This is a genomic window from Thiovibrio sp. Mzg5 (assembly GCF_055379285.1).
Genome location: NZ_AP022872.1, coordinates 100068 through 126604, shown reverse-complemented (window position 1 = coordinate 126604; position 26537 = coordinate 100068). Strand labels below are relative to the sequence as shown.

At 59.9% G+C, this 26537-nt stretch carries 24 protein-coding genes; 15 read left to right on the top strand and 9 right to left on the bottom strand.

The annotated features are described in order from the left end of the window. Positions 1 to 8 precede the first annotated feature (8 nt). The 8 genes from ACZ46D_RS00595 to ACZ46D_RS00560 all read left to right on the top strand — a co-directional run bounded on the left by ACZ46D_RS00595 (position 9) and on the right by ACZ46D_RS00560 (position 16309). Positions 9 to 8330 carry a YDG domain-containing protein gene (locus ACZ46D_RS00595; RefSeq protein ID WP_464928100.1) on the top strand — a complete coding sequence of 2774 codons (8322 nt, stop codon included), beginning with the start codon at positions 9 to 11 and terminating at the stop codon, positions 8328 to 8330. A gap of 18 nt (positions 8331 to 8348) precedes the next feature. Continuing rightward, the gene (locus ACZ46D_RS00590) at positions 8349 to 10034 is read left to right on the top strand and encodes a ShlB/FhaC/HecB family hemolysin secretion/activation protein (RefSeq protein WP_464928099.1); all 1686 of its coding nucleotides are present in this window, start codon (positions 8349 to 8351) and stop codon (positions 10032 to 10034) included. A gap of 141 nt (positions 10035 to 10175) precedes the next feature. Then, a complete protein-coding gene (locus ACZ46D_RS00585) occupies positions 10176 to 10583 on the top strand; it encodes a COG4315 family predicted lipoprotein (RefSeq protein WP_464928098.1) in 408 nt (135 codons plus the stop codon). A gap of 20 nt (positions 10584 to 10603) precedes the next feature. Beyond that, positions 10604 to 13213, top strand: coding sequence for an ATP-dependent helicase HrpB (gene hrpB / locus ACZ46D_RS00580; RefSeq protein ID WP_464928097.1), 2610 nt, complete (start codon positions 10604 to 10606; stop codon positions 13211 to 13213). Between the two features lie 329 nt (positions 13214 to 13542). Next, on the top strand, positions 13543 to 14172 hold the full coding sequence (locus ACZ46D_RS00575; RefSeq protein ID WP_464928096.1) for a bifunctional 4-hydroxy-2-oxoglutarate aldolase/2-dehydro-3-deoxy-phosphogluconate aldolase: 630 nt from the start codon (positions 13543 to 13545) through the stop codon (positions 14170 to 14172). A 49-nt stretch (positions 14173 to 14221) separates the two neighbouring features. Further along, the gene (locus ACZ46D_RS00570) at positions 14222 to 15172 is read left to right on the top strand and encodes an aldolase catalytic domain-containing protein (protein ID WP_464928095.1); all 951 of its coding nucleotides are present in this window, start codon (positions 14222 to 14224) and stop codon (positions 15170 to 15172) included. A 109-nt stretch (positions 15173 to 15281) separates the two neighbouring features. After that, positions 15282 to 15770 (top strand): hypothetical protein, encoded by a 489-nt coding sequence (locus ACZ46D_RS00565; RefSeq protein ID WP_464928094.1) that lies wholly within the window; start codon positions 15282 to 15284, stop codon positions 15768 to 15770. A gap of 23 nt (positions 15771 to 15793) precedes the next feature. Then, complete coding sequence (locus tag ACZ46D_RS00560; protein WP_464928093.1) at positions 15794 to 16309, top strand: O-acetyl-ADP-ribose deacetylase; 516 nt, start codon at positions 15794 to 15796, stop codon at positions 16307 to 16309. Here ACZ46D_RS00560 and ACZ46D_RS00555 read toward each other — a convergent pair. The 4 genes from ACZ46D_RS00555 to ACZ46D_RS00540 all read right to left on the bottom strand — a co-directional run bounded on the left by ACZ46D_RS00555 (position 16306) and on the right by ACZ46D_RS00540 (position 18522). Next, complete coding sequence (locus tag ACZ46D_RS00555) at positions 16306 to 16533, bottom strand: RNA-binding S4 domain-containing protein (protein WP_464928092.1); 228 nt, start codon at positions 16531 to 16533, stop codon at positions 16306 to 16308. The genes ACZ46D_RS00560 and ACZ46D_RS00555 overlap by 4 nt on opposite strands. Before the next feature lie 17 nt (positions 16534 to 16550). Beyond that, positions 16551 to 16868, bottom strand: coding sequence for a cupin domain-containing protein (locus ACZ46D_RS00550; RefSeq protein ID WP_464929240.1), 318 nt, complete (start codon positions 16866 to 16868; stop codon positions 16551 to 16553). A gap of 170 nt (positions 16869 to 17038) precedes the next feature. Next, a complete protein-coding gene (locus tag ACZ46D_RS00545; RefSeq protein ID WP_464928091.1) occupies positions 17039 to 17503 on the bottom strand; it encodes a bactofilin family protein in 465 nt (154 codons plus the stop codon). 146 nt (positions 17504 to 17649) lie between these two features. Next, positions 17650 to 18522, bottom strand: coding sequence for a M23 family metallopeptidase (locus ACZ46D_RS00540; protein WP_464928090.1), 873 nt, complete (start codon positions 18520 to 18522; stop codon positions 17650 to 17652). Between the two features lie 316 nt (positions 18523 to 18838). Between ACZ46D_RS00540 and ACZ46D_RS00535 the strand changes: the two genes are divergently transcribed. The 6 genes from ACZ46D_RS00535 (at position 18839) to ACZ46D_RS00510 (ending at position 21986) form a co-directional block, all read left to right on the top strand. Then, positions 18839 to 19378 (top strand): Smr/MutS family protein, encoded by a 540-nt coding sequence (locus ACZ46D_RS00535; RefSeq protein ID WP_464928089.1) that lies wholly within the window; start codon positions 18839 to 18841, stop codon positions 19376 to 19378. A 26-nt stretch (positions 19379 to 19404) separates the two neighbouring features. Continuing rightward, positions 19405 to 19623, top strand: a complete 219-nt coding sequence (locus ACZ46D_RS00530) for a hypothetical protein (RefSeq protein ID WP_464928088.1) — start codon at positions 19405 to 19407, stop codon at positions 19621 to 19623. A 114-nt stretch (positions 19624 to 19737) separates the two neighbouring features. Beyond that, the gene (gene htpX, locus ACZ46D_RS00525; RefSeq protein WP_464928087.1) at positions 19738 to 20586 is read left to right on the top strand and encodes a zinc metalloprotease HtpX; all 849 of its coding nucleotides are present in this window, start codon (positions 19738 to 19740) and stop codon (positions 20584 to 20586) included. Between the two features lie 3 nt (positions 20587 to 20589). Beyond that, positions 20590 to 21204 (top strand): HAD family hydrolase, encoded by a 615-nt coding sequence (locus ACZ46D_RS00520; RefSeq protein ID WP_464928086.1) that lies wholly within the window; start codon positions 20590 to 20592, stop codon positions 21202 to 21204. A 40-nt stretch (positions 21205 to 21244) separates the two neighbouring features. After that, complete coding sequence (locus tag ACZ46D_RS00515; protein ID WP_464928085.1) at positions 21245 to 21613, top strand: phage protein GemA/Gp16 family protein; 369 nt, start codon at positions 21245 to 21247, stop codon at positions 21611 to 21613. Positions 21614 to 21635: 22 nt separating this feature from the next. Further along, positions 21636 to 21986, top strand: coding sequence for a hypothetical protein (locus ACZ46D_RS00510; protein WP_464928084.1), 351 nt, complete (start codon positions 21636 to 21638; stop codon positions 21984 to 21986). 6 nt (positions 21987 to 21992) lie between these two features. On the opposite strand, the gene ACZ46D_RS00505 is transcribed toward ACZ46D_RS00510, so the two are convergent. Next, on the bottom strand, positions 21993 to 22457 hold the full coding sequence (locus ACZ46D_RS00505) for a DoxX family protein (protein WP_464928083.1): 465 nt from the start codon (positions 22455 to 22457) through the stop codon (positions 21993 to 21995). A 382-nt stretch (positions 22458 to 22839) separates the two neighbouring features. On the opposite strand from ACZ46D_RS00505, the gene ACZ46D_RS00500 reads away from it, so the two are divergent. Then, on the top strand, positions 22840 to 23766 hold the full coding sequence (locus ACZ46D_RS00500; protein ID WP_464928082.1) for a pentapeptide repeat-containing protein: 927 nt from the start codon (positions 22840 to 22842) through the stop codon (positions 23764 to 23766). Between the two features lie 140 nt (positions 23767 to 23906). On the opposite strand, the gene ACZ46D_RS00495 is transcribed toward ACZ46D_RS00500, so the two are convergent. The 4 genes from ACZ46D_RS00495 to ACZ46D_RS00480 all read right to left on the bottom strand — a co-directional run bounded on the left by ACZ46D_RS00495 (position 23907) and on the right by ACZ46D_RS00480 (position 26487). Continuing rightward, positions 23907 to 24164: a hypothetical protein gene (locus ACZ46D_RS00495; protein WP_464928081.1), complete on the bottom strand. Its 258-nt coding sequence runs from the start codon at positions 24162 to 24164 to the stop codon at positions 23907 to 23909. 169 nt (positions 24165 to 24333) lie between these two features. After that, positions 24334 to 25134 carry an NlpC/P60 family protein gene (locus ACZ46D_RS00490; protein WP_464929239.1) on the bottom strand — a complete coding sequence of 267 codons (801 nt, stop codon included), beginning with the start codon at positions 25132 to 25134 and terminating at the stop codon, positions 24334 to 24336. Between the two features lie 2 nt (positions 25135 to 25136). After that, complete coding sequence (locus tag ACZ46D_RS00485; protein ID WP_464928080.1) at positions 25137 to 26144, bottom strand: helix-turn-helix transcriptional regulator; 1008 nt, start codon at positions 26142 to 26144, stop codon at positions 25137 to 25139. A gap of 67 nt (positions 26145 to 26211) precedes the next feature. After that, positions 26212 to 26487 (bottom strand): hypothetical protein, encoded by a 276-nt coding sequence (locus ACZ46D_RS00480; RefSeq protein ID WP_464928079.1) that lies wholly within the window; start codon positions 26485 to 26487, stop codon positions 26212 to 26214. Positions 26488 to 26537: the final 50 nt, after the last annotated feature.

Below are 26537 nucleotides of genomic sequence, written 5' to 3'. Positions count from 1 at the left end.
CAAAAACCATGGGCCGCATCTATTTCTTGACGTGGAACAAATGGCAGGGCGCACCTGCCCTTGAAACCACACATACCCCCGAGAAACGAACAGGAGGGCTGCTGCGCCGCCTTGTCCTTACCCTGGTGCTGGCTTTCCCTGCCTGCGCTCTCGCCCTGCCCGACGGAGGGCAGATCAGCGCCGGCAGCGGTAATATCGGCCAGAACGGCAGCACCCTCACGGTTACCCAAACCAGCCCCAAACTCGCCATCAACTGGCAAGGCTTCAACATCGGCCAAAGCGAGACTGTCCATTTCAATCAGCCCGGCACCGGCGCCATCGCCCTCAACCGGGTGCTTGGCCAAGCCCCCAGCCAAATCCTCGGCACCCTCCGCGCCAACGGCCAAGTCTTTGTCTTGAATCCCAATGGCGTCTTGTTCGGCAACACCGCCCAAGTGAATGTCGGCGGCCTGGTCGCCTCCAGCCTGAGTCTGAACGATGCCGATTTCCTGGCAGGCAACTATACCTTCCGCACTAGCGGTGCGGCGGGATCAGTGGTCAACCAAGGCGCGCTCACCGCCGCGAATGGCGGCTACCTCGCCCTGCTCGCTCCCGAAGTGCGCAACGAAGGGATCATCAGCGCCACCCTCGGCACCGCTTTGCTCGCCGCAGGCGACACCGTGACGCTCCATCTCAACAACGGCTCACTGCTCTCCTACACCATTGATCACGGCACATTGAACGCCTTGGCCGAGAACAAACACCTCATTCGAGCCGATGGCGGCCAAGTCATCCTCTCTGCCCAGGCAGCCGACGTCCTCACCCGCTCGGTGGTCAACAACACCGGCATCATCGAAGCGCACACCATCCAGAACCAGGGCGGGGTTATCACGCTGTTGGGCGACAGGCACGGTGGCCAGGTAAACGTCAGCGGCACACTCGATGCCTCCGGTCGCAACACTGGCGAAACAGGCGGCACCGTCAAGGTGCTGGGCGACCACGTCGCGCTGTTCGACTCCGCGCGCCTCGACGTCTCCGGCGATTCCGGCGGCGGCACCGCGCTGGTCGGTGGCAACTTTCAGGGCAAGGGGCCGGAGCCAAACGCCATCGCCACCTTCGTCGCCCAGGGTGCGCAACTCAACGCCGACGCCCTCACCAACGGTAGCGGCGGCAAGGTGATCCTGTGGGCGGATGAGACCATGCGTGCCTCCGGCTCGATTTCCGCCCGTGGCGGCGCCCAAGGCGGCGACGGCGGCAAGGTTGAGGTGTCCGGCAAACAGCTCGCGCTCGGCGGCACGATTGATATCGGCGCGACGGCCGGCATGGGTGGTCAAGTCCTGTTCGATCCGGTCGATTTTGCCATTGACGCCGGTGCGGCCACAACGATCGTCTCTTCGCTGAGTGGCGGCGGCACCGTGGATGTCGCGGCATCGAACAGCCTCACCGTAAACGCGGCCATCGACTCGCATACTCAAATGAATGCCGCGACCTTGAATTTCAAGGATGAGAACGCCGACAGCAATCTGACCGTCAATCTGAATGCCGCCATCACCCTCGGCACCAACCAGGTCCTCACGGGCGACGGCACCACGGTCAACGTCAACAGCCCCACCGCCCGCATCCAAAACGGGTTGGATGTGGCCGCAAGCGGCGGCACCGTCAACGTGCTGGCTGGGACTTACAGTGAGTCCCCGACCATCTCCAAATCGGTCACCCTTCAAGGCGACACGTCCGGCAGCCGGCCCTTGCTTGACTTGCCCAGCGGCACGGCGGGCACGTTGACCATCAGGGCCAGTAACGTGACCGTTCAAGGTCTGCAAATCAACAAAGATGACCAGGCCTCGGATACCGCTTTGATAACGATTCCGCGGGGCGGGAGCGCGCCAAACTACACCATTGCCTATTCGGACATCGGGCTGAACAATCTCCTCTTCACCAAGGGCCGCCGTGCCGCCTACATCACCGGCCAAAACATCACCGTTGAAAACAGCACGTTTAGCGACCAACTCAGGGACGCACTCTACTTTGATGCCGTGGCCGGGACCACCACCATCACGGACAACCAATTCAGTGGCGCAGCCGACTCCAAGAAAGCCATTGTCATCGAGGGACTTACGGGAATCCCGAGCAGCAGCGGCACCGTGAACATTTCCGGAAATACCCTCAACGGCAAGGCCAATTTTTTCGTCTATAACTCCTGGGGCGACCCCGCCAACCAGATCAGCCTCAACCTGACCAACAACACAATCATCAGCTCCAGCAGCAACGGCATCGCGATCTACGATCCCCGCGAGTACGATCCGTTGTTCGACCCGGCCAACTTCGCCAAGATCGCTTCGGTGGTGGTGACCGGCAATGACCTGTCCGGGGTAACGGCCGGACAATATGGCGTTGTCGGCATCAGCGACACGGACTACCCCGTGGCCGTGAATGCCTCCGCCAACTGGTGGGGAACCACCGACCCCACTACTGCCGCCGCTCAAATGACAGGACCGGTTGATTTCACCCCGATGCTGGCGTCCGGCGCCGATACAAATGTGGGTGCGCCCGGCTTTCAGGGTGACTTCTCGACGTTGATCGTCCACACCGCCGGGCAGCAGTCGGGCGCGACCGGCCGTATCCAGGAGGGTATAAATCTGGTCAATGCCACCGGAACCGTGGAGGTTCTCGCCGGCACCTACCCGGAGGCAGTCGATATCTCCACCAACAATGTGACGATAAAACTCGACGGCAACACAACGATCAATTCGCTGGCGGACACAGCGGCTTCCACGTTCGTCAATCTGCAGAGCTTCGCGTTGACGACCGGAGATACCACAAGCACACAGTATGATGGCACAATCAGCGGCACAGGCAGCCTGACGAAACAGGGTAGCGGGACGTTCACCCTATCCGGCGTCAACAGCTATGAAGGTGGCACGACGATCAACGGCGGCACCCTCTCGATCAGCGCGGACGAAAATCTGGGTACGGCACCGGTATCGCCGACCCCGGGTTCCCTGACCTTGAACAACGGAACGCTGCAAACCACGGCCAGCTTTGAGCTGGTAGCGAATCGGGGCATTGCCTTGACCGGGGCCGGAGTCTTCGACACTGCGGCAGACACTACGCTGAACATTTCCGGGATTATGGCCGGGGCGGGCACGCTGACCAAAGCCGGTGACGGGATGCTCAGCCTATTTGCAAATAATACCTACACGGGCGCCACGACGATCAATGCCGGCACGCTGATCATTGATCGGGACATTAGCCTGGGGACAGCACCAGGAACAGCAACGCCGGGGCACCTGACCTTTAACGGCGGCACATTGGAGGTTCAGAGCGGCTCCCCGCTGGCCGCCAACCGGGGCATCGCCTTGACGGGGAATGGAACGATCAATATCAATGCGGGCAGAACCCTGAATTATGCCGGGATCGTCGCGGGCAGCGGCGCCCTGACCAAGGATCAGGATGGCACGCTGACGCTGTCCGGGGCCAACACCTACACAGGGGCGACGGCAGTCAACAAAGGCATCCTGAAAGCGGGTGTGGCCTCGGTGGCGAATACCAGTGGCGCCTTCGGCAATAACTCGGCCATGACCCTGGCAAATATTGCGGGGGCCAAGCTGGATATCACCGGCTTTGCCACTCAGCTTGGTTCTCTTACTGGCGGCGGCGCAACGGGTGGCAACGTGACCCTCGGCGCTGCGACTCTGACAGTTGGCGGCGACAATACCAGCCCTGCTGCCTATGCGGGCGTGATCTCCGGCACCGGTGCCATAACCAAGATTGGCACCGGCACGCTAACGCTCAGTGGCTCCAACACTTACACGGGACTGACGACGATCAACGCAGGCATCTTGAAGCTGGGTGCGGCGGGTGGTGCGGTCAACACGCCGCTGGGCACGACAGGTGCGGGAACGAGCGTTACCTCCGGCGCCGCACTCGACCTGAACGGATTCACCCTGGGCACGGCAGAGGCGCTGACGCTGAACGGGACGGGCGTTTCCAGCGGTGGGGCATTGACCAACAGCTCCGCGACGGCGGCCACCTATAGCGGCTTGATCACGCTGGGCAGCGCCAGCAGCATCGCGGCCAATAACGGCAACATCGCTCTTTCCAATGCCGGCACGATCACCGGTGCTGGATTTGGGCTGACGCTGGACGGCACCAACACTGCCAGCAGTCTGGCCAGTATCATCGGCACCGGTACGGGCACTGTGACCAAGGCGGGCACCGGCACCTGGACCCTGTCGGGAGCCAGCACATACACGGGTTCGACGACGATCAGTGCCGGCATCTTGAAGCTGGGTGCGGCGGGTGGTGCGGTCAACACCCCGCTGGGCACGACAGGTGCGGGAACGAGCGTTACCTCTGGCGCCGCACTCGACCTGAACGGATTCACCCTGGGCACGGCAGAGGCGCTGACGCTGAACGGGACGGGCGTCTCCAGCGGTGGGGCGTTGACCAACAGCTCCGCGACGGCGGCCACCTATAGCGGCTTGATCACGCTGGGCAGCGCCAGCAGCATCGCAGCCAATAACGGCAACATCGCTCTTTCCAATGCCGGCATGATCACCGGTGCTGGTTTTGGGCTGACGCTGGACGGCACCAACACTGCCAGCAGTCTGGCCAGTATCATCGGCACCGGTACGGGCACGGTGACCAAGGCCGGCACCGGCACCTGGACCCTGTCGGGAGCCAACACCTACACAGGGGCGACGGCAGTCAACGCCGGCACGCTGAAAGCGGGTGTGGCTTCGGTGGCGAATACCAGTGGCGCCTTCGGCAATAACTCGGCCATGACCCTGGCAAATATTGCGGGGGCCAAGCTGGATATCACCGGCTTTGCCACTCAGCTTGGTTCTCTTACTGGCGGCGGCGCAACGGGTGGCAACGTGACCCTCGGCGCTGCGACTCTGACAGTTGGCGGCGACAATACCAGCCCTGCTGCCTATGCGGGCGTGATCTCCGGCACTGGTGCCATAACCAAGATTGGCACCGGCACGCTAACGCTCAGTGGCTCCAACACTTACACGGGACTGACGACGATCAACGCAGGCATCTTGAAGCTGGGTGCGGCGGGTGGTGCGGTCAACACGCCGCTGGGCACGACAGGTGCGGGAACGAGCGTTACCTCCGGCGCCGCACTCGACCTGAACGGATTCACCCTGGGCACGGCAGAGGCGCTGACGCTGAACGGGACGGGCGTTTCCAGCGGTGGGGCGTTGACCAACAGCTCCGCGACGGCGGCCACCTATAGCGGCTTGATCACGCTGGGCAGCGCCAGCAGCATCGCTGTCGGAAGCGGGAACGTTCTTTCCACTAGCGGCACGATCAATGGAGCTCATGCGCTCGATGTCCTGGGTGGCGGAACAGTCACGCTGGGTGGCACGATAGGAAACGACACGACGCTTGCTTCATTCAGCGGGGCGGCAGGAACTGCACTGACCATTACCGGCGGCTTGGTCAGCACTACCGGCGCGCAGACCTATAGCGGCGCCACCACCTTCGGCACAGCGACGATGCTAAGCACCACAGGGGGTAGTGTCAGCGCGCCCGGCATCGTAACGGCCACCGCCGGGACGCTCACCCTCGACACAGGCGCGGGCGACGTGACCTTCACCAATGGCGGCAACGATTTCAGCACGGTTGCGGCAACCAGCGGCAAGAATATCTCCTTCGTTGACGCGAACGCTCTTGCCATCGCAGGCATTACCGCCACCGGCCTGGTGGATGTGCGCACCCAAACCGCCGACCTGACCTTAAACAGCGCCATCGCGACGACCAGCACCAGCGCCAATGCGGTCACCCTGGTCGCGGATGCCGCTGCCACGCCGAACGCCACGGGCAGCGGCGGCAATTTCAAAAATCCCGACTCGGCCGCCATCACCACCGGCCCTGGCGGCGCCTGGCGCATCTATACCGGCAACCCAACCAACACCAGTCGCGGCGGACTGGCCGAGGCGGGCAAACGCTACAACGTTGATGACGGCAGCGATCCGCTTGCCGCGGGGAATCGGCTCTACTTCCGCATTCAGCCCACCTTAACGCTGACCGCCGAGAACAAGACGAAGATATACGGCGACGCGAATCCCGCCTTTACCTATAGTTACGCCGGCCTGATCGACAGCGACTTGCTCGTTGCCGCCATCAGCAGCGGACCCAGCTACACCGTCGACGGCACCACCTCCACCTCCGGCCAGTTAACCGCGGGCACTCTTCACAATATCACCCCGAGCGCAGCAATTGCCACCAGCCTCGGCTACTCCTTGAGCTACGCCAACGGCGCACTGACGGTGAACAAGAAAGCCCTGACCATCTCCGCAACCGGCGTGAACAAGGTGTATGACGGTGGCTTAGGGGCGACCGTCAACTACGCAGACAACCGTGTAGCCGGGGACCTTCTCGCCATCAGCGGCACAGCCGCCTATCTCGACAAGAACGTCGGCACAGGCAAGAGTGTGAACGTGAGCGGCATCACCCTGGGCAACATGGATACAGGCAACTACACCTTCAACACCACCGCCGCGACCACCGCCGACATTATCGCCCGCGCCCTGACCATCTCCGCAACGGGGGTGAACAAGGTGTATGACGGTGGCACCGGGGCATCCGTAACCTACGCAGACAACCGCGTAGCCGGCGATCTTCTCACCATCAGCGGCACAGCCGTCTATCTCAACAAGAACGTCGGCACGGGAAAAACCGTGAACGTGAGCGGCATCGCCCTGGGCAACATGGATGCAGGCAACTATACCTTCAACACCACCGCCGCGACCACCGCCGACATTATCGCCCGCGCCCTCACCCTCTCCGCAACGGGGGAGAACAAAGTGTATGACGGTGGCACAGGGGCAACCGTCAACTACACAGACAACCGCGTAGCCGGTGACCTTCTCACCATCAACGGCACAGCCGCCTATCTCGACAAGAACGTCGGTCCGGGCAAAACCGTGAACGTGAGCGGCATCGCCCTGGGCAACATAGATGCAGGCAACTACACCTTCAACACCACCGCCGCGACCACCGCCGACATTCTCGCCCGCGCCCTGACCATCTCCGCAACGGGGGTGAACAAGGTGTATGACACTAGCACAGGGGCAACCGTCACCTACACAGACAACCGCGTGACAGGCGACCTACTCACCATCAACGGCACAGCCGCCTATCTCGACAAGAACGTCGGCACGGGCAAAACTGTAAACGTGAGCAACATCACCCTGACCAACCTGGATGCAGGCAACTACACCTTCAACACCACCGCCGCGACCATTGCCGACATTACTCGCGCGAACCTTACAATCACGGGGGTTACCGCAGCGAACAAAGTGTATGACGGCACCACCACCGCCACCTTGGGCGGCGCGGCCACGGTCACCGCCTTAGGCGGCGACGCCGTTAACTTGGGCGGCAGTGGCAGCGGTATTTTCGCCGACAAAAACGTTGCTCTCGGCAAAGCCGTCACTGTCAGCGGCTACAGCATCAGCGGCGCGGATGCCGACAACTACTCCCTGCTGCAATCGACCGGCTTGACCGCCGACATCACCGCCCGCCCTCTGACCGTCACCGCAGCGGGAGTAGCCAAGGTCTATGACGGCACCACCGAGGCGATTGTCACCTACGCAGACGACCGCATAGCCGGCGATGTTCTCTCCATCAGCGGCACAGCCTCCTATCTCGACAAAAACGTCGGCACGGGCAAGACTGTGAACGTAAGTAACATCGCCCTGGGCAACATGGATGCAGGCAATTACAGTATCGTCAACACCACCGCCGCGACCACCGCCGATATCATCGCCCGCGCCCTGGCCATTGCCGCGAATAATGCAACTAAATATTATAGCGGCGTTGCCTATTTTGGAGGGAATGGGGTGACTTACGCCGGCTTTGCCAACGGCGAAACCGCCGCCGTGCTGGACGGCACCCTGACTTATGGTGGCACCTCCCAGGGCGCGATCAACACAGGCAGCTACCTGATCACCCCAAGTGGTTTGACCGCCGGCAACTACAGCATCACATACACAGATGGGGTGCTGACGGTGAAGCCGGCGCCGGCAGCGGGAGGAATGCTGGCCGCTGTTGCTGAGGCAGTGGTTGCCTTGCCTGGTGACGGGGCTAACCTGCTTACCGCTTTCAATGCGGCAAGGACGGCAGCGATAACACCGGTTACTCCGGTACTCGTTCCCTCAAGTATCCTCGACGTTTCCGAACCCCAAAGTACAGGCGTCGGCATAGAAAACAATCACTCAGTCAAGCAGGTTGGCGGTCTTACCCTGGTGAATGGCGGGGTCAAATTGCCTGTCGACACGAAGAGTTCCCCTGGGGAAGGGGAAAAGGGGAAATCCGATGCCAATACAAGCGGCGAGTAATTAAAAAAGGACGGCTCTGTGAACATCCGACCCACCCAACACTTCACCCTGTCCGCCCTGGCCTTGACCTTCCTGGCGACCCTGTCCGCCCACGCAGCCCCGGTTGCCCCGGACGCCGGGCAGACGATCCGCGAGTTGCAAAAGCAACCCGAGTTGAACGCGCCGAAGACAACAGCTCCTTTGCGGCTTGAAGAAAATGTAACGCGCAGAGGCTCAGCCCATGGCGATGTGCGCATCGCCGTAAGCGGTATCCGTGTTTCCGGCAGCAACGTCTTTACCGCGGCTGAACTGGAAGCCCTGGTCGCCGACCTGATCGGCGGCGAGCACACCCTTGCCGAGCTCTATCAAGGAGCGGCACGGATCACCACCTACTACCGGGAACGTGGCTATATCATAGCGCGGGCCTATCTGCCGGCCCAGGAGATTCAAGACGGCGTGGTGGTGATCGACGTGGTCGAAGGCCGTATTGGCGAGCAGCAAATCACCAATAAATCGCGCCTGTCCGATGAGCGGGCAAACGGCTATTTGCGTGAAATCAAGAGCGGGGAGGCGCTGCAGGCCGCACCGGTGGAGCGCGCCCTGTTATTGTTGAACGATACGCCCGGGGTGGGCGGCACCCGCGCCACGCTGCAACCCGGCGCCAGCGTCGGGACATCCGACCTTGTCGTGGAGATCGACCCTTCCGCGCCCTATTTCGCCAGGGTCGCAGCGGACAACTTCGGCAATCGTTATACCGGAGAAAACCGCGTGGATGGTGCGCTGGCCCTGAACAGCCCGCTGAAAATGGGTGATCAGTTCACCGTCCGCGCCCTGGCCAGCGACCAGGATCAGACCTATGCCCGCGTCGCCTATCAGATTCCGGCAGGCAGCAGCGGTTTACGCCTGGGCGCGGCTTATTTCGATACCCGCTATCGCCTGGGCAAGGAATTCGCCCCATTGCAAGCACATGGCACGGCTACCGGGACCAGTCTGTTCGCGGTGTATCCATTCATCCGCAGCCAGGGAAGCAATCTCTCCGGCACCTTGACTTGGGAAGACAAAAAACTCGACGACTTCACCGATGCGCCGGTTACCGCAGTCGCCCAACACATTCGCCTCGCCAGCCTTGGCCTGGCCGGCAATTATCAAGACCTGCTGGCAGGGGGTGGGGTTACTTCCTTTGATCTTTCCCTGGTCGCGGGTCACTTGGGCATGGATACCGAATCGCAGGCAGCCGACGAACTCTCTGCCCGCCGCAATGGAGGATTCACGCGATTGGCCTATAATGTCACTCGCCTGCAACGATTGACCGATCGTGATGCGTTGTCCGTTTCGCTCTCAGGTCAGTGGGCCGGCAAGAACCTCAACTCCTCCGAAAAATTCTTTTTGGGCGGGGCCTACGGCGTGCGGGCTTATCCGCAAGGGGAAGCCGAAGGCGACCAAGGCTGGTTGACGAACCTGGAACTGCGCCATCGCTTTCTGTCCGATCTCCAAGGCGTGCTATTCTACGATGCGGGATCGGTGAGGATCAACCACGATCCGTTCCTTGCCGGGGAAAACACCCGCACCATCTCCGGCGCCGGGGTGGGGGCGAATGCCAATTTCCTTGGTTTGCAAATCAATGCCTATGTGGCCTGGCGCATACATGGCGGCCAGCCCACCTCGGAGCCCATCAGCTTGGATCGCAATCCGAGGTGGTGGGTGCAGGCGAGTTGGGCACTCTGAGCAAGCGGTGAAGCAGCGGGCAAAACTGGCCAGGGGACAGAGCTTTTAGAAATCCGCTCTTGACACCCTTACCGCTGGCTTGCTACCTTTCAACGGTAAGCTGTTTCCTTTTTTCACCAATCAATAGAGGAGGAAAAGCGTATGAAGAGCATTACAAGCATGTTCACCGTGGCGTTCCTTGCCGGCCTGTTGCTGACAGCAGGAGTCGCCCTGGCCGACCACCATGCGGTCAAGGTCTCGCAGAAGGAAGGAATCGGCAGTTTTCTGGCCGATACCAAGGGCATGACCCTATACTCTTTCAAAAAGGACACCCCGGGCACGAGCGCCTGCGAGGGCGATTGCGTGGCCAAATGGCCCCTCTATTTCCGTGAGGCCGTGGCTGCCAAGGATGGCTTGAAGGCCGAGGATTTCGGGACCATCACCCGCGCCGATGGCCAGAAGCAGACGACCTACAAGGGCATGCCGCTGTACTATTTCGTGGGGGACAAGAACCCCGGGGATACCACCGGACAAGGGGTGAAGGATGTCTGGTATGTCGTAAATCCCTAGCCGATGCCTGAAGATCCCGCTTGACCAGACCCCGTCTCCGGACGGGGCTTTTTTTTGAAATACACCACAAGAATAGGACCGCCATCATAAATCTCCCCATCCATGATATCCTGCCTCAGCTGCGGGCGCAGCTGGCCAGCCGCGAGGCCGTGGTGCTTAGCGCTCCCCCGGGTTCAGGCAAGACCACAGTGGCACCCCTGGCCCTGCTCGCCGAGCCCTGGCTGGGAGGGCGGACTATCCTGATGCTCGAACCGCGCCGGCTGGCGGCCCGGATGGCCGCCGGTTTCATGGCCCGGCAGCTGGGCGAGGAGGTCGGGCAGACTGTGGGCTACCGGGTCCGTTTTGAGGCAAAGGTCTCGTCGGCAACCAAGGTAGAGGTGGTTACCGAAGGAGTACTCACCCGGAGGATGCAGGACGATCCCGAGCTGACCGGGGTGGGGCTGATAATCTTCGACGAATTCCACGAACGCAGCCTGCAGGGTGATCTGGCCCTGGCCCTCTGCCTTGACGTGATGACCGGCCTCCGAAATGACCTCAAGCTCCTGATCATGTCCGCCACCCTGGATACCGGCGCGGTCAGCCGGCTGCTCGACAACGCGCCGGTGGTCATGGGCAAGGGCCAGAGCTATCCCGTGGGGGTGGAATACTGCCGGAGTGGGCAACCATTCCAGTCCCAACCCCGCGAGATCGCCAAACAGGTGGCTGCGGCCATCCTCAAGGGCCTGACCGAGCAGCCGGGGGATATTCTGGCTTTTCTCCCCGGTGCGGCGGAAATCCGGCATACCCAGGCGCTGCTGACCGCCGCCCTGCCTCCAGGGGAAATCGCCATCCATCCCCTGTACGGCGACCTGAGCCTAACGGCCCAGACCGCTGCGGTGCAGCCGGACCCGAAGGGACGACGACGCATCATCCTGGCCACCCCCATTGCCGAAACCAGCGTCACCATTGAAGGTATCCATACCGTGGTGGATAGCGGTTGGAAACGGAGCCCGCAGTTCGACCCCAACAGCGGCCTCAGCCGGTTGACCACCCAACGCATCTCGCATGCCTCGGCCACCCAGCGCACCGGTCGGGCCGGACGCCTTGGCCCGGGGTACTGCTATCGGCTATGGAGCACGGGCGAAGACCACGGCCTCAAGCCCTTTGACCCGCCGGAGATTCTAACCGCCGACCTGAGCCAGCTGGTCCTGGATCTGGCCCGCTGGGGGGTGCATAAACCTGACGGACTGCGCTGGCTCGATCCCCCGCCGGCCGGACATTTCGCCCAGGCCCAATCGGTACTGCTGGTCCTCGGGGCCCTGGATCAGCAGGGGCGGATCACTCCGCTTGGCAAAAAAATGGCCGAGCTGCCGGCCCATCCGCGGCTGGGGCACATGCTGATTACGGCTGGCAAACATGGCGCAACCAACCTGGGCCTGGCCTGTGACCTTGCCGCCCTGCTCTCGGAACGGGACATCAGCAAAGGGCGGGACCGTTCGGCGGATATCGAAGACCGTCTCCACGCCCTGGCCATCTTCCGAGAGGATGGTCCGGCGGCGGCCAGAGCCCTGGAGGCGGACACCGATGGTTGCCGCAGGGTGATCCAGACCAGCAGACAGCTGCGGCAGCATCTGCCCAAACCGGCCCGGCGCAAGGATGGGGAGCCCGCAGTGCCGACGGCGACCGCGGGCGAACTTCTGGCCCTGGCCTTCCCGGACCGGATCGGTCAGCGGAGGGGCGAAGGCAGGGGCCAGTACAAGCTCGCTTCCGGCCGGGGCGCGGTTCTCCCTGCCCACGACCGGCTTGCCGGCCACGAGTATCTGGCGGTGGCCGAACTGGACGCGGGCAAAACCGAGGGCCGCATCTTTCTCGCCGCCCCCCTTGCCAAGGAAGCCCTGATAACCCTGTTCGCCCCTCGGTTGCAACGGGAAGACAAGGTGTACTGGGAAGAGCAGAGCGGCACGGTCAAGGGTCAGCGTCTCCTGCGACTGGATGAGCTGATCCTGGAGGCTGCCCCTCTGGCAAAGCCCTCTGCCGAAGCGGTGCTGGCCGCCCTGCTCTCCGGCATCCGTAGCCTCGGCCTTGTCGCCCTGCCTTGGAGCGACAAGGCCCGGGAGCTGCAGGCACGCATCATAAGCATGCGCCTCTGGCAGCCGGAGGCGGGCTGGCCCGAGGTCTCCGATGAGTCCCTGTCCGAAAGCCTTGACCAGTGGCTGGCCCCCTATCTCACCGGGATGCGGAGCGCCGAACAGCTCAAGAAACTCGACCTCTTCGCCATCCTCGCCGCCAGGCTCGACTGGCAACAGCAGAGCCGGCTGGATCGGGAAGCCCCCACCCACCTTACGGTGCCCAGCGGCTCCAAGGTCCGGCTGCGCTACACCCCCGGCGAGCCACCGATCTTGGCGGTGCGCCTCCAGGAGATGTTCGGGCTGGCCGACACCCCGAGAATCTGCAACAACACGGTACCGGTGCTCCTCCATCTGCTTTCCCCGGCCCAGCGCCCCATGCAGATCACCCAGGATCTGCGGGGCTTCTGGGAAGGAGCCTACCATGAGGTGAAAAAAGAGCTCCGGGGCCGCTATCCCAAGCACCACTGGCCGGACGATCCCTGGCAGGCCCAACCCACCAGCCGGATCAAGCCCCGGAAATAGACGGAGTTTGAGGGATGCAAACTTCGTGCGCTTCGAGCCCTGCATGGTACAATAATCCCGCGAAAAAAATCTGCTGACCAAGCAATCTCGTCAAATCCTTTGCTTCTCTTCGCAGTTAGAATCCCATTGGCACGCAGCCGAGCACCGGAGAGGCTGCCGAAAAAGGGCTTTGCACTGTTTGAGGCGAAGCCGAGTTTGCAAAGCCCCGGCAGCATCGAGGAGCGCAGGGCATCCCGCCTGCGGCGGGACAAGGGACACAGGGGGCCCTTTCTTTGGTTCGTTTCTTTGGGCAAGCAAAGAAATGAACAGAAAAACACAAGGAGCGAACCATGGAGCTTGAGGTTCCGGTAATCGGCATACTGCGAGGGGTGGAGGATGATTTCTTCGGCGAGGTGATGCAGATCTCCTTTGCCGCCGGGCTTACAGCCATGGAGGTCACCATGAACACGCCCGGCGCCGAGGAGATGGTTCGGGAATACCGCCCCGCCGTGCCCGACGGTAAACTACTGGGCATGGGCACCATCCGGAATCTTGAAGAAGCGAAGCGGGGTGTGGGAGCCGGGGCCATGTTTCTCGTTACCCCCAATCTGGACACCGGGGTGATCGAATATGCCAAGGCGGAAGGCATCCCCATTGTCGCCGGGGCGCTGACCCCCACCGAGGTCTACACCGCCTGGTCCGCCGGCGCCGATCTGATCAAGGTCTTCCCCTGCGGCGCCATGGGTGGCCCCCAGTACCTCAAGGCCCTTCTGGGGCCTTTCGATCATCTCCGGCTCGTTGCGGTGGGCGGGGTGAGCCTTACCAATCTTCAGGAATATTTTGCCGCCGGCGCCGCAGCGGTGGGGGTATCCACCAGCCTCTTCGGCACCAAAGCGTTGCGGGAGAAGAACCTTGAGCAGATCGGACAAAACGTAAAAAATTTCATTGAGCATTGCCGCAGGGAAAAAGATAGGGTATGATCCCCTCCTTTACTTGCTAATTCTACGTCTTTTTCAAGGAGACTTCCCCATGTTCAGACCGGAAATCAAGGTGATCGACTGTACTGTCCGCGACGGCGGCTTGATGAACAAATGGCAGTTTGACGATACTTTTGTCAAGCAGGTGTACCATGCCCTGGCCGACGCCGGGGTCGATTACATGGAAATCGGCTACCTCAGCTCCGAATCCGCCTTTGACCGCAAAGAAGTCGGACCCTGGCGCTTTTGCGGGGAAAAAGACCTGAAACGCATCATCGGGGATTCGGAAAAGAAGATCAAGCTCTCGGCCATGGCGGATATCGGCAGGATCGACTACGACGACATCCCGGTGCGCTCGGAAGGCTCCCTGGACATGATCCGGGTGGCCTGCTATGTCCACCAGATCGACAAGGCCGCCGCCCTGGCCCATCACTGCATGGACAAGGGCTACGAGACCACGATCAACCTGATGGCGGTCTCCACCGTGGGCCCGCGCGACCTGGAAGAGGGGCTCAACGACCTGGCCAAGTGCCGGGTTCCGGTGATCTATCTGGTGGACAGCTTCGGCGCCTTCTACCAGGAGGATATCGAGGTGCTGGCCAAGATGTACATGGAGCGGATGCCGGAAAAGACCATCGGCATCCATGCCCACAACAACCAGCAGCTGGCCTTTGCCAACACCATCTCCTCCGTCATCTGCGGAATCAACTATCTGGATGCCACCCTGTACGGCATCGGCCGCGGTGCAGGCAATTGCCCGCTGGAGCTGCTGCTTTCCTTCCTGAAAAATCCCAAGTTCCAGGTTCGCCCCCTGATCAAGGTGATCGAGGAGCAGATCCTGCCCTGGCGGGAGAAGATCGACTGGGGCTACTTCATCCCCTACATGGTTTCCGGGGTTCTCAACCAGCATCCCAGGGCGGCCATGGCCTGCATGGAATCCGAGAAGAAAAACGAAGTTACTGAGTTCTATGATCAGATGACCAGCGCCGCCGCCGGTATCTGAGTTTTCCCCCCTCGCTTTTTAAAAAAGGCAGACCCCTTCCCGGGTCTGCCTTTTTTATTGCCACCCATCCCCCTCTTTCGGCATATAATTGAGACAAGAGGAGGACACCATGCATCCTTGGAGACAACAGCATCTGCCCCAGCAGCTCCTCGCCCTTGTGGCGCTGCTCCTGGTCGTTGCCGCCTGCGGCCGGCCCACCTACACTTTCCATGAGGATCTCCGCATCAACGAGGCCTTGGAATCGTATCACCCCTTGCCGGGCTACACCTACTACTACAGCGGCCCGGAGGCTTTCCCCTTGGCCATCCTGGGGATCAGGCCGGAATACCGCCTGAAGAAAGAGTTTTGGATACCGGTGGAGCTGACGGAAAAGAAGCTGCAAGGCTGGATGGAGATCATCGACAACCCCCATCGCAACCTGCAGACCAGATATCACGGCAAGGTGATCCGCACCCCGGAAGGGGAGGAGATCGGCATCTGGTATTCGCCCCAGGAATGGAGCACGGTACGGCTGGGGGCAGATCGGGAGGTCACCATCTACACCCCGTTCAACACCCTGTACAATAAAGTCACCGGCAACGAGGGCGGTTTTCCTTGAGCAACTGGCGGGAATAGGCAACCATGACCAACAGCGGAATTCAATTAACGGAAGAGGATATCACCGGGATCAAGGCGGATGCCATCGTGAACGCGGCCAACAATTCCCTGCTGGGAGGAGGCGGAGTGGACGGCGCCATCCACCGGGCTGCCGGGCCGGAACTGCTGGCGGAATGCAAGGGCCTTGGCGGCTGTCCGACGGGGGAGGCTCGGATCACCAAGGGCTACACCCTGCCAGCCGACTGGGTCATCCACACGGTGGGGCCGGTCTGGCACGGCGGCAGCCAAGGAGAACCCGAGCTGCTGGCCCGCTGTTACAGAAGCTGTTTTGCCCTTGCCCGCGAATATGGCCTGCGGACCATCGCCTTTCCCGCGATCAGCACCGGGGTCTACGGCTATCCCAAGGAAGAGGCGGCCCGCATTGCCGTGCGGGAGGCACGGCGAGCCCTGGCAGAAAACGCAGATCTCGCCAGCATCCTCTTTATTTGCTTTAACAGCGCCACACGACTGGCGTACGAGAAGGCCCTGGCAGAATCCTAATCTCCCGCCTTCACAACAATCTCCAAGACCTCCCCGCCAAACTCCACCAGATCTCCGGGCACCAGCTGACGGCCTCGCCGGGTTTCCACCTCGCCGTTGACCTTTGCCTCGCCCTCCTGGATCCGGAGCTTGGCCTCGCCGCCGGTCTCAACCACGCCGGCCAGTTTGAGAAACTGCCCCAGCCGGATAACCTCGTCGCGCACTGCCACCTGCTGTCTGCCCATGCTGTGTGTTCCTTATTTTAAAACGGCGGCGCGATGGTCACCAGAATCCGCAGATCGGTATGCGCTCGGACGCCGTGGGGTTCGCTGATATCGCAGAGCAGCAAATCGCCTGCCTGCGCCGGGATGGCCTGCTCATCCTTGCCGAGAAATTCCCCTGTTCCCTCCAGCACCTGAATGGAGAGCTGGCCTTCCGTATCATGGGAATGCACCGGAAAAACCTGCCCGGCGCTGAGATTAAAATTCAGAATCCGAAACCAGGGAGAATCGTGAATCAAGACCTTTTTCATGCTCCGGCTGTCAAAAATCCTGGTCTCGGCAAGGCTCTTTTTCTCCATCATCGCAGCACCTCCTGTGGGCAGATTGAATGTACTCTTTGCTCCCCAGCATACAAGACCCGCGCTTTTTTTCCTTGACCTGAATCAAAAACCTCACGATGCATCACAAAAAAAAACCGCCATGCGAATCTCGGATGGCGGCGAGCAAACACAGAAATCTTGGCGGCTGATTACTTGCCAGCAACACCCTTCTTTTTGGCCGGAACTGGAGAGGCTGCCTCTTTCATCCGCAACTCCCAATCCTCTTCCGTAGCAGACGAGCCGGGCACCAGCCGCAATTCCTGACTCCGGGATTTGATTTCCCCGTTGAGCACAGCGCCGGACTCCACCGCCAGATCCATGGTCTCGACCTTGCCCTCGATAAAGCCGCTTTTCACCACATACAGCTTCTGGACATTGACCGTGCCCTCAACCCGTCCCGAACAAACAAAGGTGCTGACCACGATGTCCCCGGAGATGGTCCCGGTTTCCCCAAGGATAAGATACTCCCCGCGGATGGTTCCTTCGGCCTTGCCGTCGAGCCGCAGCTTACCCTTGAACGAGATATCACCGGTCAGCTGCATATCCGCGCCGATTACGCTGGTGATCATCTCCGACTTTGTCTCTCCGATGCCCTGCCTGTTAAAAAAACCCATGCCTATCACCTGCTGCGGATTTTTCAGGAGCCTTTAACAGCAACGGAAAGCGTAAACGGCGCTGCTGCTGTTTTGCCATCAAGTGGAAGCCATATTTCCAACGGCTTAAAAAATTTCACTCCGGACGAGAGTTCCGGGCTGCATCCCTATTGTTGGGCCGACACTGCAGCGGCGCGGGGATTTACCTGGATAAATTTGACCGGGTCGATCAACTTGTCCCGGTATTTGATTTCATAATGCAGATGAGCCCCCGTGCTCCTCCCCGAGTTGCCCACCAACCCGATGACCTGTCCCCTGGCCACGGTTTCCCCCGGCTTGACAAAATCCTTCTGCAGGTGGAGATAGCTGGTCTGGAATCTGTTGCCGTGATCTATGGCGACAAAATTGCCATGGCCGTTGTCATAGCCCTTGGCAACGACAACGCCATCCGCCGGGGCAATGATTTTGGTGCCGGGATTGTTTTTGATATCGACCCCACTGTGGAAGGCGGGTTCCCCATTGATTGGATCAAGCCGCCCACCAAACCGGGAGGTAATGGTTCCCCGGACAGGCGCGCCCAGGGGCACGGACTGGATAGTCTCCAGGTAGTGGTCCACCTTCAGGGTGAGGCCTTCGTAAGAATCCTGCGGCAACCGGGTAAAAGGTCCGCCCGCGCCTTTCTTGCTCTCACGGACCTCAAGATTCACCCCCACCGAGGCGAGGATCGATTCGATAACCTGACTCTTGTGTTGCAGGTCGGTCAGGGCGTTGTTCAGCAGGGCTTGCTGCTCCTGCTCCTGCTTGGCGGTTCGCGCCTGTAGGTTTGTGTTCGAGGCGACGGTGACCGCCAGATCCTTTTGCATTGTCGCAATCCGCTCGCGCAGGACGAGGTTCTCTCCGGAAGAAAACCAGCCAACCCCGCTGCCAAGGACGAGAAAACAACAGACCCCGGACACAAGCTTCAGGGTCTGTCTGGATACAGCAAACGAACGGATTTGCCCCCGTTCGCTGGTCACAATAAAATGTATCTGTTTATCCATGCGGCAGAAGCCCCTTTCGTTTGCGGTCCGGCGGTAAAACTTTACCCGCGCCCGCCTAAAACCCACCCAGGCGCGGAAAACTATCTCCTCGGAAAAGGAGGGAAATTCGTTGAGACTTCCAAAAAGAGTAACAGGAATGCCACAGGCAAACCAGATTTTTTTTGCCCTTTTCAAGGGGGATACCCACAACCCTTTATGCCCCAGGCTTTTACCGGGCTATTTTTTTGCCTCTTGTCTCTTCCCAAGAAAAACGCTATGCATATTTGGGTGCAGGCATTGCTTTCATCCTTACCCCCTATTCCCCTTGCAAAAACCCATGCCCAAACAAAAACGCCCCCTACGGCAATCAGACCCCGCCCCCAACCCCCCAAGGGGCAAAACGGGAAAAAAGTCCATCCGCAAATTGACGGCCAGCGATGATCTGGGCGTCCTCTTTTCCCGTGACCAGGAAGACGCCCTCCCGGACAGCTTTGCCGACGCGCTGGCACACACCATTCCCGCCACAACCCTGGCCGAGATTCTTACGGAAAAAGAAGAGCTGCCAACCCCTGCCCAGTCGCTGCAGGCCGCGATCAGAAACTCTCCCCCTCCCCAGGACCGCATCGATCTCCATGGCTGCACCGCAGCCGAGGCGGAGACAAAAACGGAGAATTTTCTCTCCCGGGCCTTCCGCAATCACCTGAAAACCGTCACGATCATAACCGGCAAGGGCCTCCATTCTCCGGAAGGCTCGGTACTCAAAGATGTCATTGAAGCCCGGCTCAAGATCATGAAAAGCGAGGGCACGATCCTCGCCTATCTCTGGGAAAAAAAGGACCGGGAAAAAAGCGGGGCTCTGCTCGTCTACCTGCCCTAATACCCCCAACCAAAAGGACCCTTGCCATGCCCCTCCATCAGGTCTCTGTTTTCACCCCCTTTTCCTTTGTCATCGGCCAGAGAATTCACATTGCCGGGGGTCCGCGCAGCGGAGACTGGCAGGTGATCGGCCTGAGCGAACGCAAGGTCCAGCTCCGATGCCCGGTTTCCGGCCGGGAAGTGGAGTGGGACCGGTTCTGTTATCTTGCCGAGGCCCGCGAACAGGAATGGCCCCTGCCGCGCTGAGATTTTCTAAGCCAGAGACCCTTGACTTGGATGCAGCTCGAATTATATTCCCTGACAACCTCCGGGCCTTGGGCCCGGCTGAACATACCCACAATGCGCAACGAAGATCGCCACATGGGAAATACCGTAAAAACAGGGATGCTGATGGCTGCCTTGACCGCCCTCTTCATGGTGGCCGGCCAGGCCATGGGCGGCCAGAGCGGGATGACCGTGGCCCTGCTCCTGGCACTGGCCATGAATTTTTTCGCCTACTGGTTCAGCGACAAGCTGGCCCTGAAAATGGGCGGGGCCCGGGAGGTGGAGCAGAGCGAGGCGCCGGTCCTGCATGCCCTGGTCGCCGGGCTTGCCGCGCGGGCCGGACTCCCCAAGCCCCGCGTCTATATCATTGACAGCGACACCCCCAACGCCTTTGCCACGGGGAGAAACCCCGCCCATGCGGCGGTGGCCGTTACGCGAGGGCTGATGGCTATTCTCAGTCGCGATGAGTTGGAAGGCGTTCTGGCCCATGAACTGGCCCATATCAAGAACCGGGACATCCTGATCAGCTCCATGGCCGCGGTCATGGCCGGGGCCATCAGCTCCCTGGCCACCATGACCCAATGGGCCATGCTCTTCGGCATGGGCCGCAGCTCGGATGACGAGGAGAGCGGCGGCGGAATGATCGGTGCCATCCTGATGATGATCATCGCCCCCATTGCTGCGGCCCTGATCCAGATGGCCATCTCCCGCAGCCGCGAATACCTGGCCGACGCCACCGGCGCCCAAATCTGCGGCCACCCGGCCTCCCTGGCCAGCGCCCTTAAGCGCCTGGAAGACGCGAACCATCACCACCCCCTGGAGGTCAACCCGGCCACGGCCCAGATGTACATCGTCAACCCGCTCTCCGCCGGAGCCATGGCCAACCTGTTCAGCACCCACCCGCCCATGCAGGAAAGGATCCGGCGGCTTCTCGCCGCCGGTTGAGCCATGCCCCGCACCTCCGCCATCACCACCATCCTCTTCGACTATGGCGGAGTCCTGGCCGAAGAGGGTTTCACCCTGGGGCTTGGGGTCATCGCCAGGGAAAACGGTCTTGACCCGGCTTCTTTTTTCCATACCGCCGCCGAAGCCATCTACGGTTGCGGCTATGTAACGGGCAAATCCACGGAGCACGCGTACTGGCAGCTGCTCCGCAGCCAAACCGGCATCAAGGGCGAAGACCGGGCGCTGACCGAGACCATCCTCAGCCGCTTTACCCTGCGCCCCAGAATGCTTGGCGCGGTCCGTGCTCTCAGGGAGCAGGGGGTGAACCCGGTCATTCTCAGCGACCAGACCGACTGGCTCGACCGCCTCAATAAGCGGCAGCCCTTTTTTCAGGAATTCAGCCGGGTCTTCAACAGCTATTATCTCGGGAAAAGCAAACGCGAACCAAGCCTGTTCACCGACATCCTCGCAACCCTCAAGATCGAAGCCCGAGACACCCTCTTTGTGGATGACAACCCGGGCCATATTGAACGGGCGGCAGCCCTTGGCCTTAAAACCCATCTGTTCCAGAGTGAGGAACTGTTTTTTACAGACCTTGCCCGGCGCGGCCTTGCCTGAAGCCAACCGGAGCAACATCTGACCTGAGGAGAAGGGCGCCGTGCTGGATCATAAAAAACTCGCCGTCATCCATATTGTCAAAAAGGAACTGGGGGTCAGCGACCAGAAATACCGCGACACCCTGGAAAAGGTGGCAGGGGTCCGCTCGGCCAAGGATCTGGACGACGTAGGCTTTCAAAGGCTCATGCGCTATTTCGCCCGAAGCGGGCATTATCGCGCCAGCCGGGAAGGCATCACCTTCCGGCAAAGGATGTACATCAAACATCTTGTGGAGGATCTTGCCTGGGATGCGACGCATTACGCCAATTTTCTAAAGAAATACTACAAAGCCGCAGAGACAGGGACTCTTTCCAAAAAAGAGGCCAGCAAGGTGATCGAATCCCTAAAGCATATCCTGGCGGGACGATGAAAATGGGAAGAAAAGGAGAACAATGACGGCATTCAAGGATGAATGGGACCTGGGTATGGCGCTTGAGGTTCTGCACAGCGAAAATGTGGACGGCAAGGTCTGGGCCGAGGCGGTGAAATGGCTGTTTCTTTTTGGCCCGCCGGCGATCCGGGAGATGATCAGCCAGGCCTCCAGCATGGCGACCGGCGAGTTTTTCCCGGAACTTACCCCCATCGGGTACACCGATCAGGGAGAGCCCCTGTACGACATCAAGAAACTTGCGAAAACCTTAGGGATGAGCGAGGAGGAAGCCTTGGCCAAGATGGCGGAACTGGAAACGGAGCATGAGGTCCAGAGCCTGTATGACGCGCCGAAGGCGCATAAGATCCAGTAAACGCAATCAGAGCGTAATCCCGCCCCGCCGTCTATCCCTGGCGAGCACCCGATCCAGGGAGAACATGCCACCGCCCCGCAAAACAAGGGCCAGGGCAATCCCCAGCACCAGAATATGGTACTCATACCCCTCCCCCTGCTGCTGCCCGAACCAGTTCATGAAAAAACCATGCTGCAGATGATTCATCTTCAGACAGATGGCGATGGCCGTGCCGATGGCCAGGGCCCAGACCCTGGTAAAAAGGCCGAGCACCAGCAACAGCGAACCGCATACCTCGGAGACCATCAAGAGAATAATGGCCCAGAAGGGAAAGCCCAGGGCGGAAAACGCCGTGACCGTTGCGCCATAGCCAGGCCCGCCGAACCAGCCGAAAACCTTTTGCGCGCCGTGGGGAAAGATCACCACCCCCAAGGCCAGGCGGATCATGAATTGAGCAGGGCTGTTGTCTGTCGTTGCCAGGGTTTTCACCATCGGGAAACCTCTTCTAAAAACCAGTTGCAAGGGTAATACTCCATCTGCCTTCGGGAGAACATTTCCCGCTCACGATTCCAGACAATGGCGCAATTTTCCCTTATATCAATTCAAGAACGGAATTTCCAGTTGAAAAACAATTACTCGTCTCGACAAACAAGGTTTTTCACACAATGGGCATGGCGTTTTGTTTTTTTTTCAGGTACTAATTAACGATGTGTCCAAGAGGACCGCAAACGCAACAGATGGCAGGATCGCCAGCGCCATGCCACCCACTTTCCGGGGCGTGGATATGGCCGCGTTTCCGCAAAAGGAAAAATTTTGCCGGCCAGCCCGTTGCCGTATTCCAAATGATGATGCTGTTAAACACGAGGAGAGACCATTGAACGCCCAATTCCGTTATTCTTTCTTGCTCTTGACCATGCTTCTTTTTCTCGTAGCCGGTTGCGGCACGAAAGAAACGAAAGATGCCCTGGAAAAAGCCCCCTCAGGGGCGGGAACCAGAATCACCGGGGCGGAACTGATTGAAATCCTCTCCGACAACACCATTTCCATTTATGAATATGGCGAGACCGCGGTCATCGAGATGTACGGCAATGGCAAAATGTACGCCGTAAAAAGCAAGACGGAGAAAAACGAGGGGGTATGGTCAACGGAAAATGACAGACTCTGCCTGCAATTCAGACGCTGGGGCTTTGGCGAACAGATATGTTACACGGTGTTTCGCAAGGGCGAAGAGTATAACCTCTACACATCCACCGGCATAAAATCGAGTTATTTCACCGTTACCAAGGGTGTCAAACGCGGGCAAGCAGGCAAAAACACGACAAGCGCCCAAAAACAACCGGCCAAACAGGCTAGCGCCACAGCCTCTCCCGATGTGGTGATCGAAGAACCGGCGGCCGCGCCGCCGGTATCAACCCCCACAATCCAAGAGACCAACCAAGCCGCCAACCCGCAGGCAGCCAGCCGGGATCTGGGCATGATCTACCGCGGTATGAGCCAGAACTGCCCGGGCTGCAACCTGCCGGGCGCCAATCTGGCCGAAGCCAGCCTGATGCGGGCCAACCTGGCCGGAGCCAACCTGAGCAATGCCAACATGGTCAAGGCCAACCTCAAATGGGCAAACCTCAAAGGCGCCAATCTGACGGCTGCGGACCTCTCCGGGGCCAACCTGGCCGGAGCCGACTTGGCCGGGGCCAATCTTGAGCGGGCCGACCTGACCGGAGCCAACCTCGAACAGGCCAATCTCCGGGGGGCCATAATCACCGGCGCCATCGGTCTCGATCTGAAAAAGGCCATCCGGTAAGCCGTCGCCGCTTACAAGGAGCCGTAACGAAGCAAGGTAAATGCCGATCACCAGGAAAGCAGAAATATTCCGTAACAGCTCCTAAAAACCCGCCCAGCGTTTGTCGGAGCCGAGCCTGACACAGGTTCGGCTCCGACCCTTCACTTTACCCGACGCACCGCCCTGGTCATGGCTGGCCACTGCCGTGGCGCCAGACAGAGAAAGGGGTAGAGTAACCAGCGCATCTTGCCCAGGCGGGCAACGGTCACATCTTTGCACCGGCAGCAATCACAGGAGGCGGCAAGATCTTTTTCCTCGCCGAGCCATTGATGCTGGTACAGCAAAAACACATGGGAATTGGCCTTGGCGCAGTCCTCGCACAGCCATTGAACGGTTCCGTTTATCTGCCACTTCTGCATCGACGATTCCCTTTTTTGATTCTTGGTCGCTTACGCTCATTTTCGCTCAACACCGACACCACAACTATCGGTATTCTCTCTTTTTTTCTTTAACCGTTATTCAAAGATAGCAGTATTAACCACGACGCAAAATCATTTAAAGATCGTGCCCGGCACAACGGGAGCCGGGTCAACCATCCTTGTCCAGATAGGTCCGTGCCCCCACGTAGCACCCGCCAAAATAGCCGTTGCGCAGCGAACTCTGCCGAATGGCATCGCCTTTTTTGGGCGCATGGATGAATTTCCCATTTCCGGTATAGATCCCCACATGGGACACCGCCGAATCCCCGTTGGTGGCAAAAAACACCAGATCCCCCGGCGCCAGATCTTCCCGGCGCACCGGGCTTCCCGTCTGGAACTGCGCCAGGGAATTACGCGGCAGATTGAGACCGTTGAGCTTGTAGATGGTCATGGCCAATCCGCTGCAATCAAACCCCGTTTCCGCCGACTCCCCGCCCCATTCATAGGGGATACCGAGAAAACCCTCCGCGGTGCTCACCAGCATCTTCCGCAAGGCCCCGTCTTGATGGTGCCGGAACCGGGATGCGGCAAATTCTCCCGGCGCAACCAGATAAAATGCCTCAATCACCCCGGCTTTCCGCAGCTGCACGGCCCGGGCCTCCGCTTCTTTCCGCGACGGATAATTCCCGAAGCGCACCTTATACAACCCGCTGGCATGGCGATAATAATAGGCGTCAAGCCCCAGGGCATCAAGTTTCTGCATGAGGCGAACCGCATTGTCCAGTTTGGCAAAGGCCCCGACCTGGATGGTATGTCCCAGCAGGGCCAATTCTTTGCCCGAGGCTGTCTTCGGCAGGCCCGCATCTTCCTGCCGGAGCCCGCCACAGCCGGAAATCCCCCCCAGAACAAACACGAGCAGAATCCACCCCGCCAGGGGAAGAGCATGGGCCACAACCCCTTGCCCTGCCATACTCACGATTTGCCCCCGATCTTATCCCTGCCGTAATCAGCCAGCGCGGCGGCAAGCTCCTTGTGCACCGAAACGACCAATTCCTTGGGGGCAAGGGCCTTTGCCCCGCTTCCCCAGGAGAGGATCCAACGCCTGACCTCATAGAGATGGAGGGCCGGGAAACCGAGCACCACGCTGCCGTCTTTTTTCCGAACCACGGTCTGCTGGGGATGCCATTCCCGCTCCAAAACATAGGGGCCATGCTCCCTGGAAAACCAAATCTTCACCAAGACTTCGCGCTCCCCGCTGAAAATACCGAACTGGCTCCCGCCATAGCGCGCATGGTCAAAATCCTCGGGCACGGAAAATCTTTTCTCAAGCAGCAGGACCGTTTCGATTCTGGACATGGCGAAGGTCACAATCGCATCCCGCCGATGGCAATGGCCGATGAGGTACCACTCCCCCTGGTAACGCACGAGATGGTAGGGATCAACCCGCCGCTCCGTGCTCTCCTGCCCCCCGGGTTTGCGGTAGGAAATGGCCAGCGTCTGGTTTTTGCTCAGGCCCGCCGACACGGCTTCCCACACCTCCGGCTCCAGCTTGGTTTGCCGCTCCGGGATCACCGAGAGCTTGTCTTCCACCCAGGCCGGGTGGATGGAAACCTTCTCCGGCAGGGACTCCTCTATTTTCCGAAACACCTTCTGGAGCTTGCGGTAGATGGGCGTATCTTCATGCATCCGTAGGGCTTTTTCCGCAATGCAGATGGCGAACAGATCGCTCTCGTTGAGGGAAATGGCGGGCAGGGCGTAATTTTCCTCGGTGTAATAATAGCCTCGGACCGTGGCGTCGTAGGCAATGGGGGCATCGCGCTGACTCCGCAAATAGTCGATATCCCGCAGGATACTCTTGGGGCTCACCTCGTATTCGGCGGCCATGGAGCTGCAGTTCGCCATGATTCCGGTGCGCATCCCCTCGCGGATCTTGCGGTCTATGAACAGCAATCGTAAAAGCTGGGTCTTGTCTTTTGCCATATCTTTATTTTAAAAAAAGTTTCACGGGTGGGACATCATTTGTCCTACCCGCCATGATAGGCTCACTTCAGAAGAAAACACAACCCAACATTTCATCTGGAGGAAAACAATGTCTTACAAAAATCATGGCTTCACCCACGGATTTCTCATCGCCCTCAACCGGTGTGTCGCAACCTCTTTCTTCACTGTGCCGCAGGGGAGAGGGCAAGGCGAAAAAAAATCCCCGCTCTGCGAAATAGCCCCCAGAATGCCGAGGAACCTTGCCCAGGAAAAATATCTCGCCATCCCCACCTTTATCCGGCAAGGCAAAATCCTGGGCCTGTAAAAAGGGGGCCGAGACCATCCGGCCTCCTCATTTTGCCTTGGGCGTGGACGCAACCTTCTTGCTCCCCG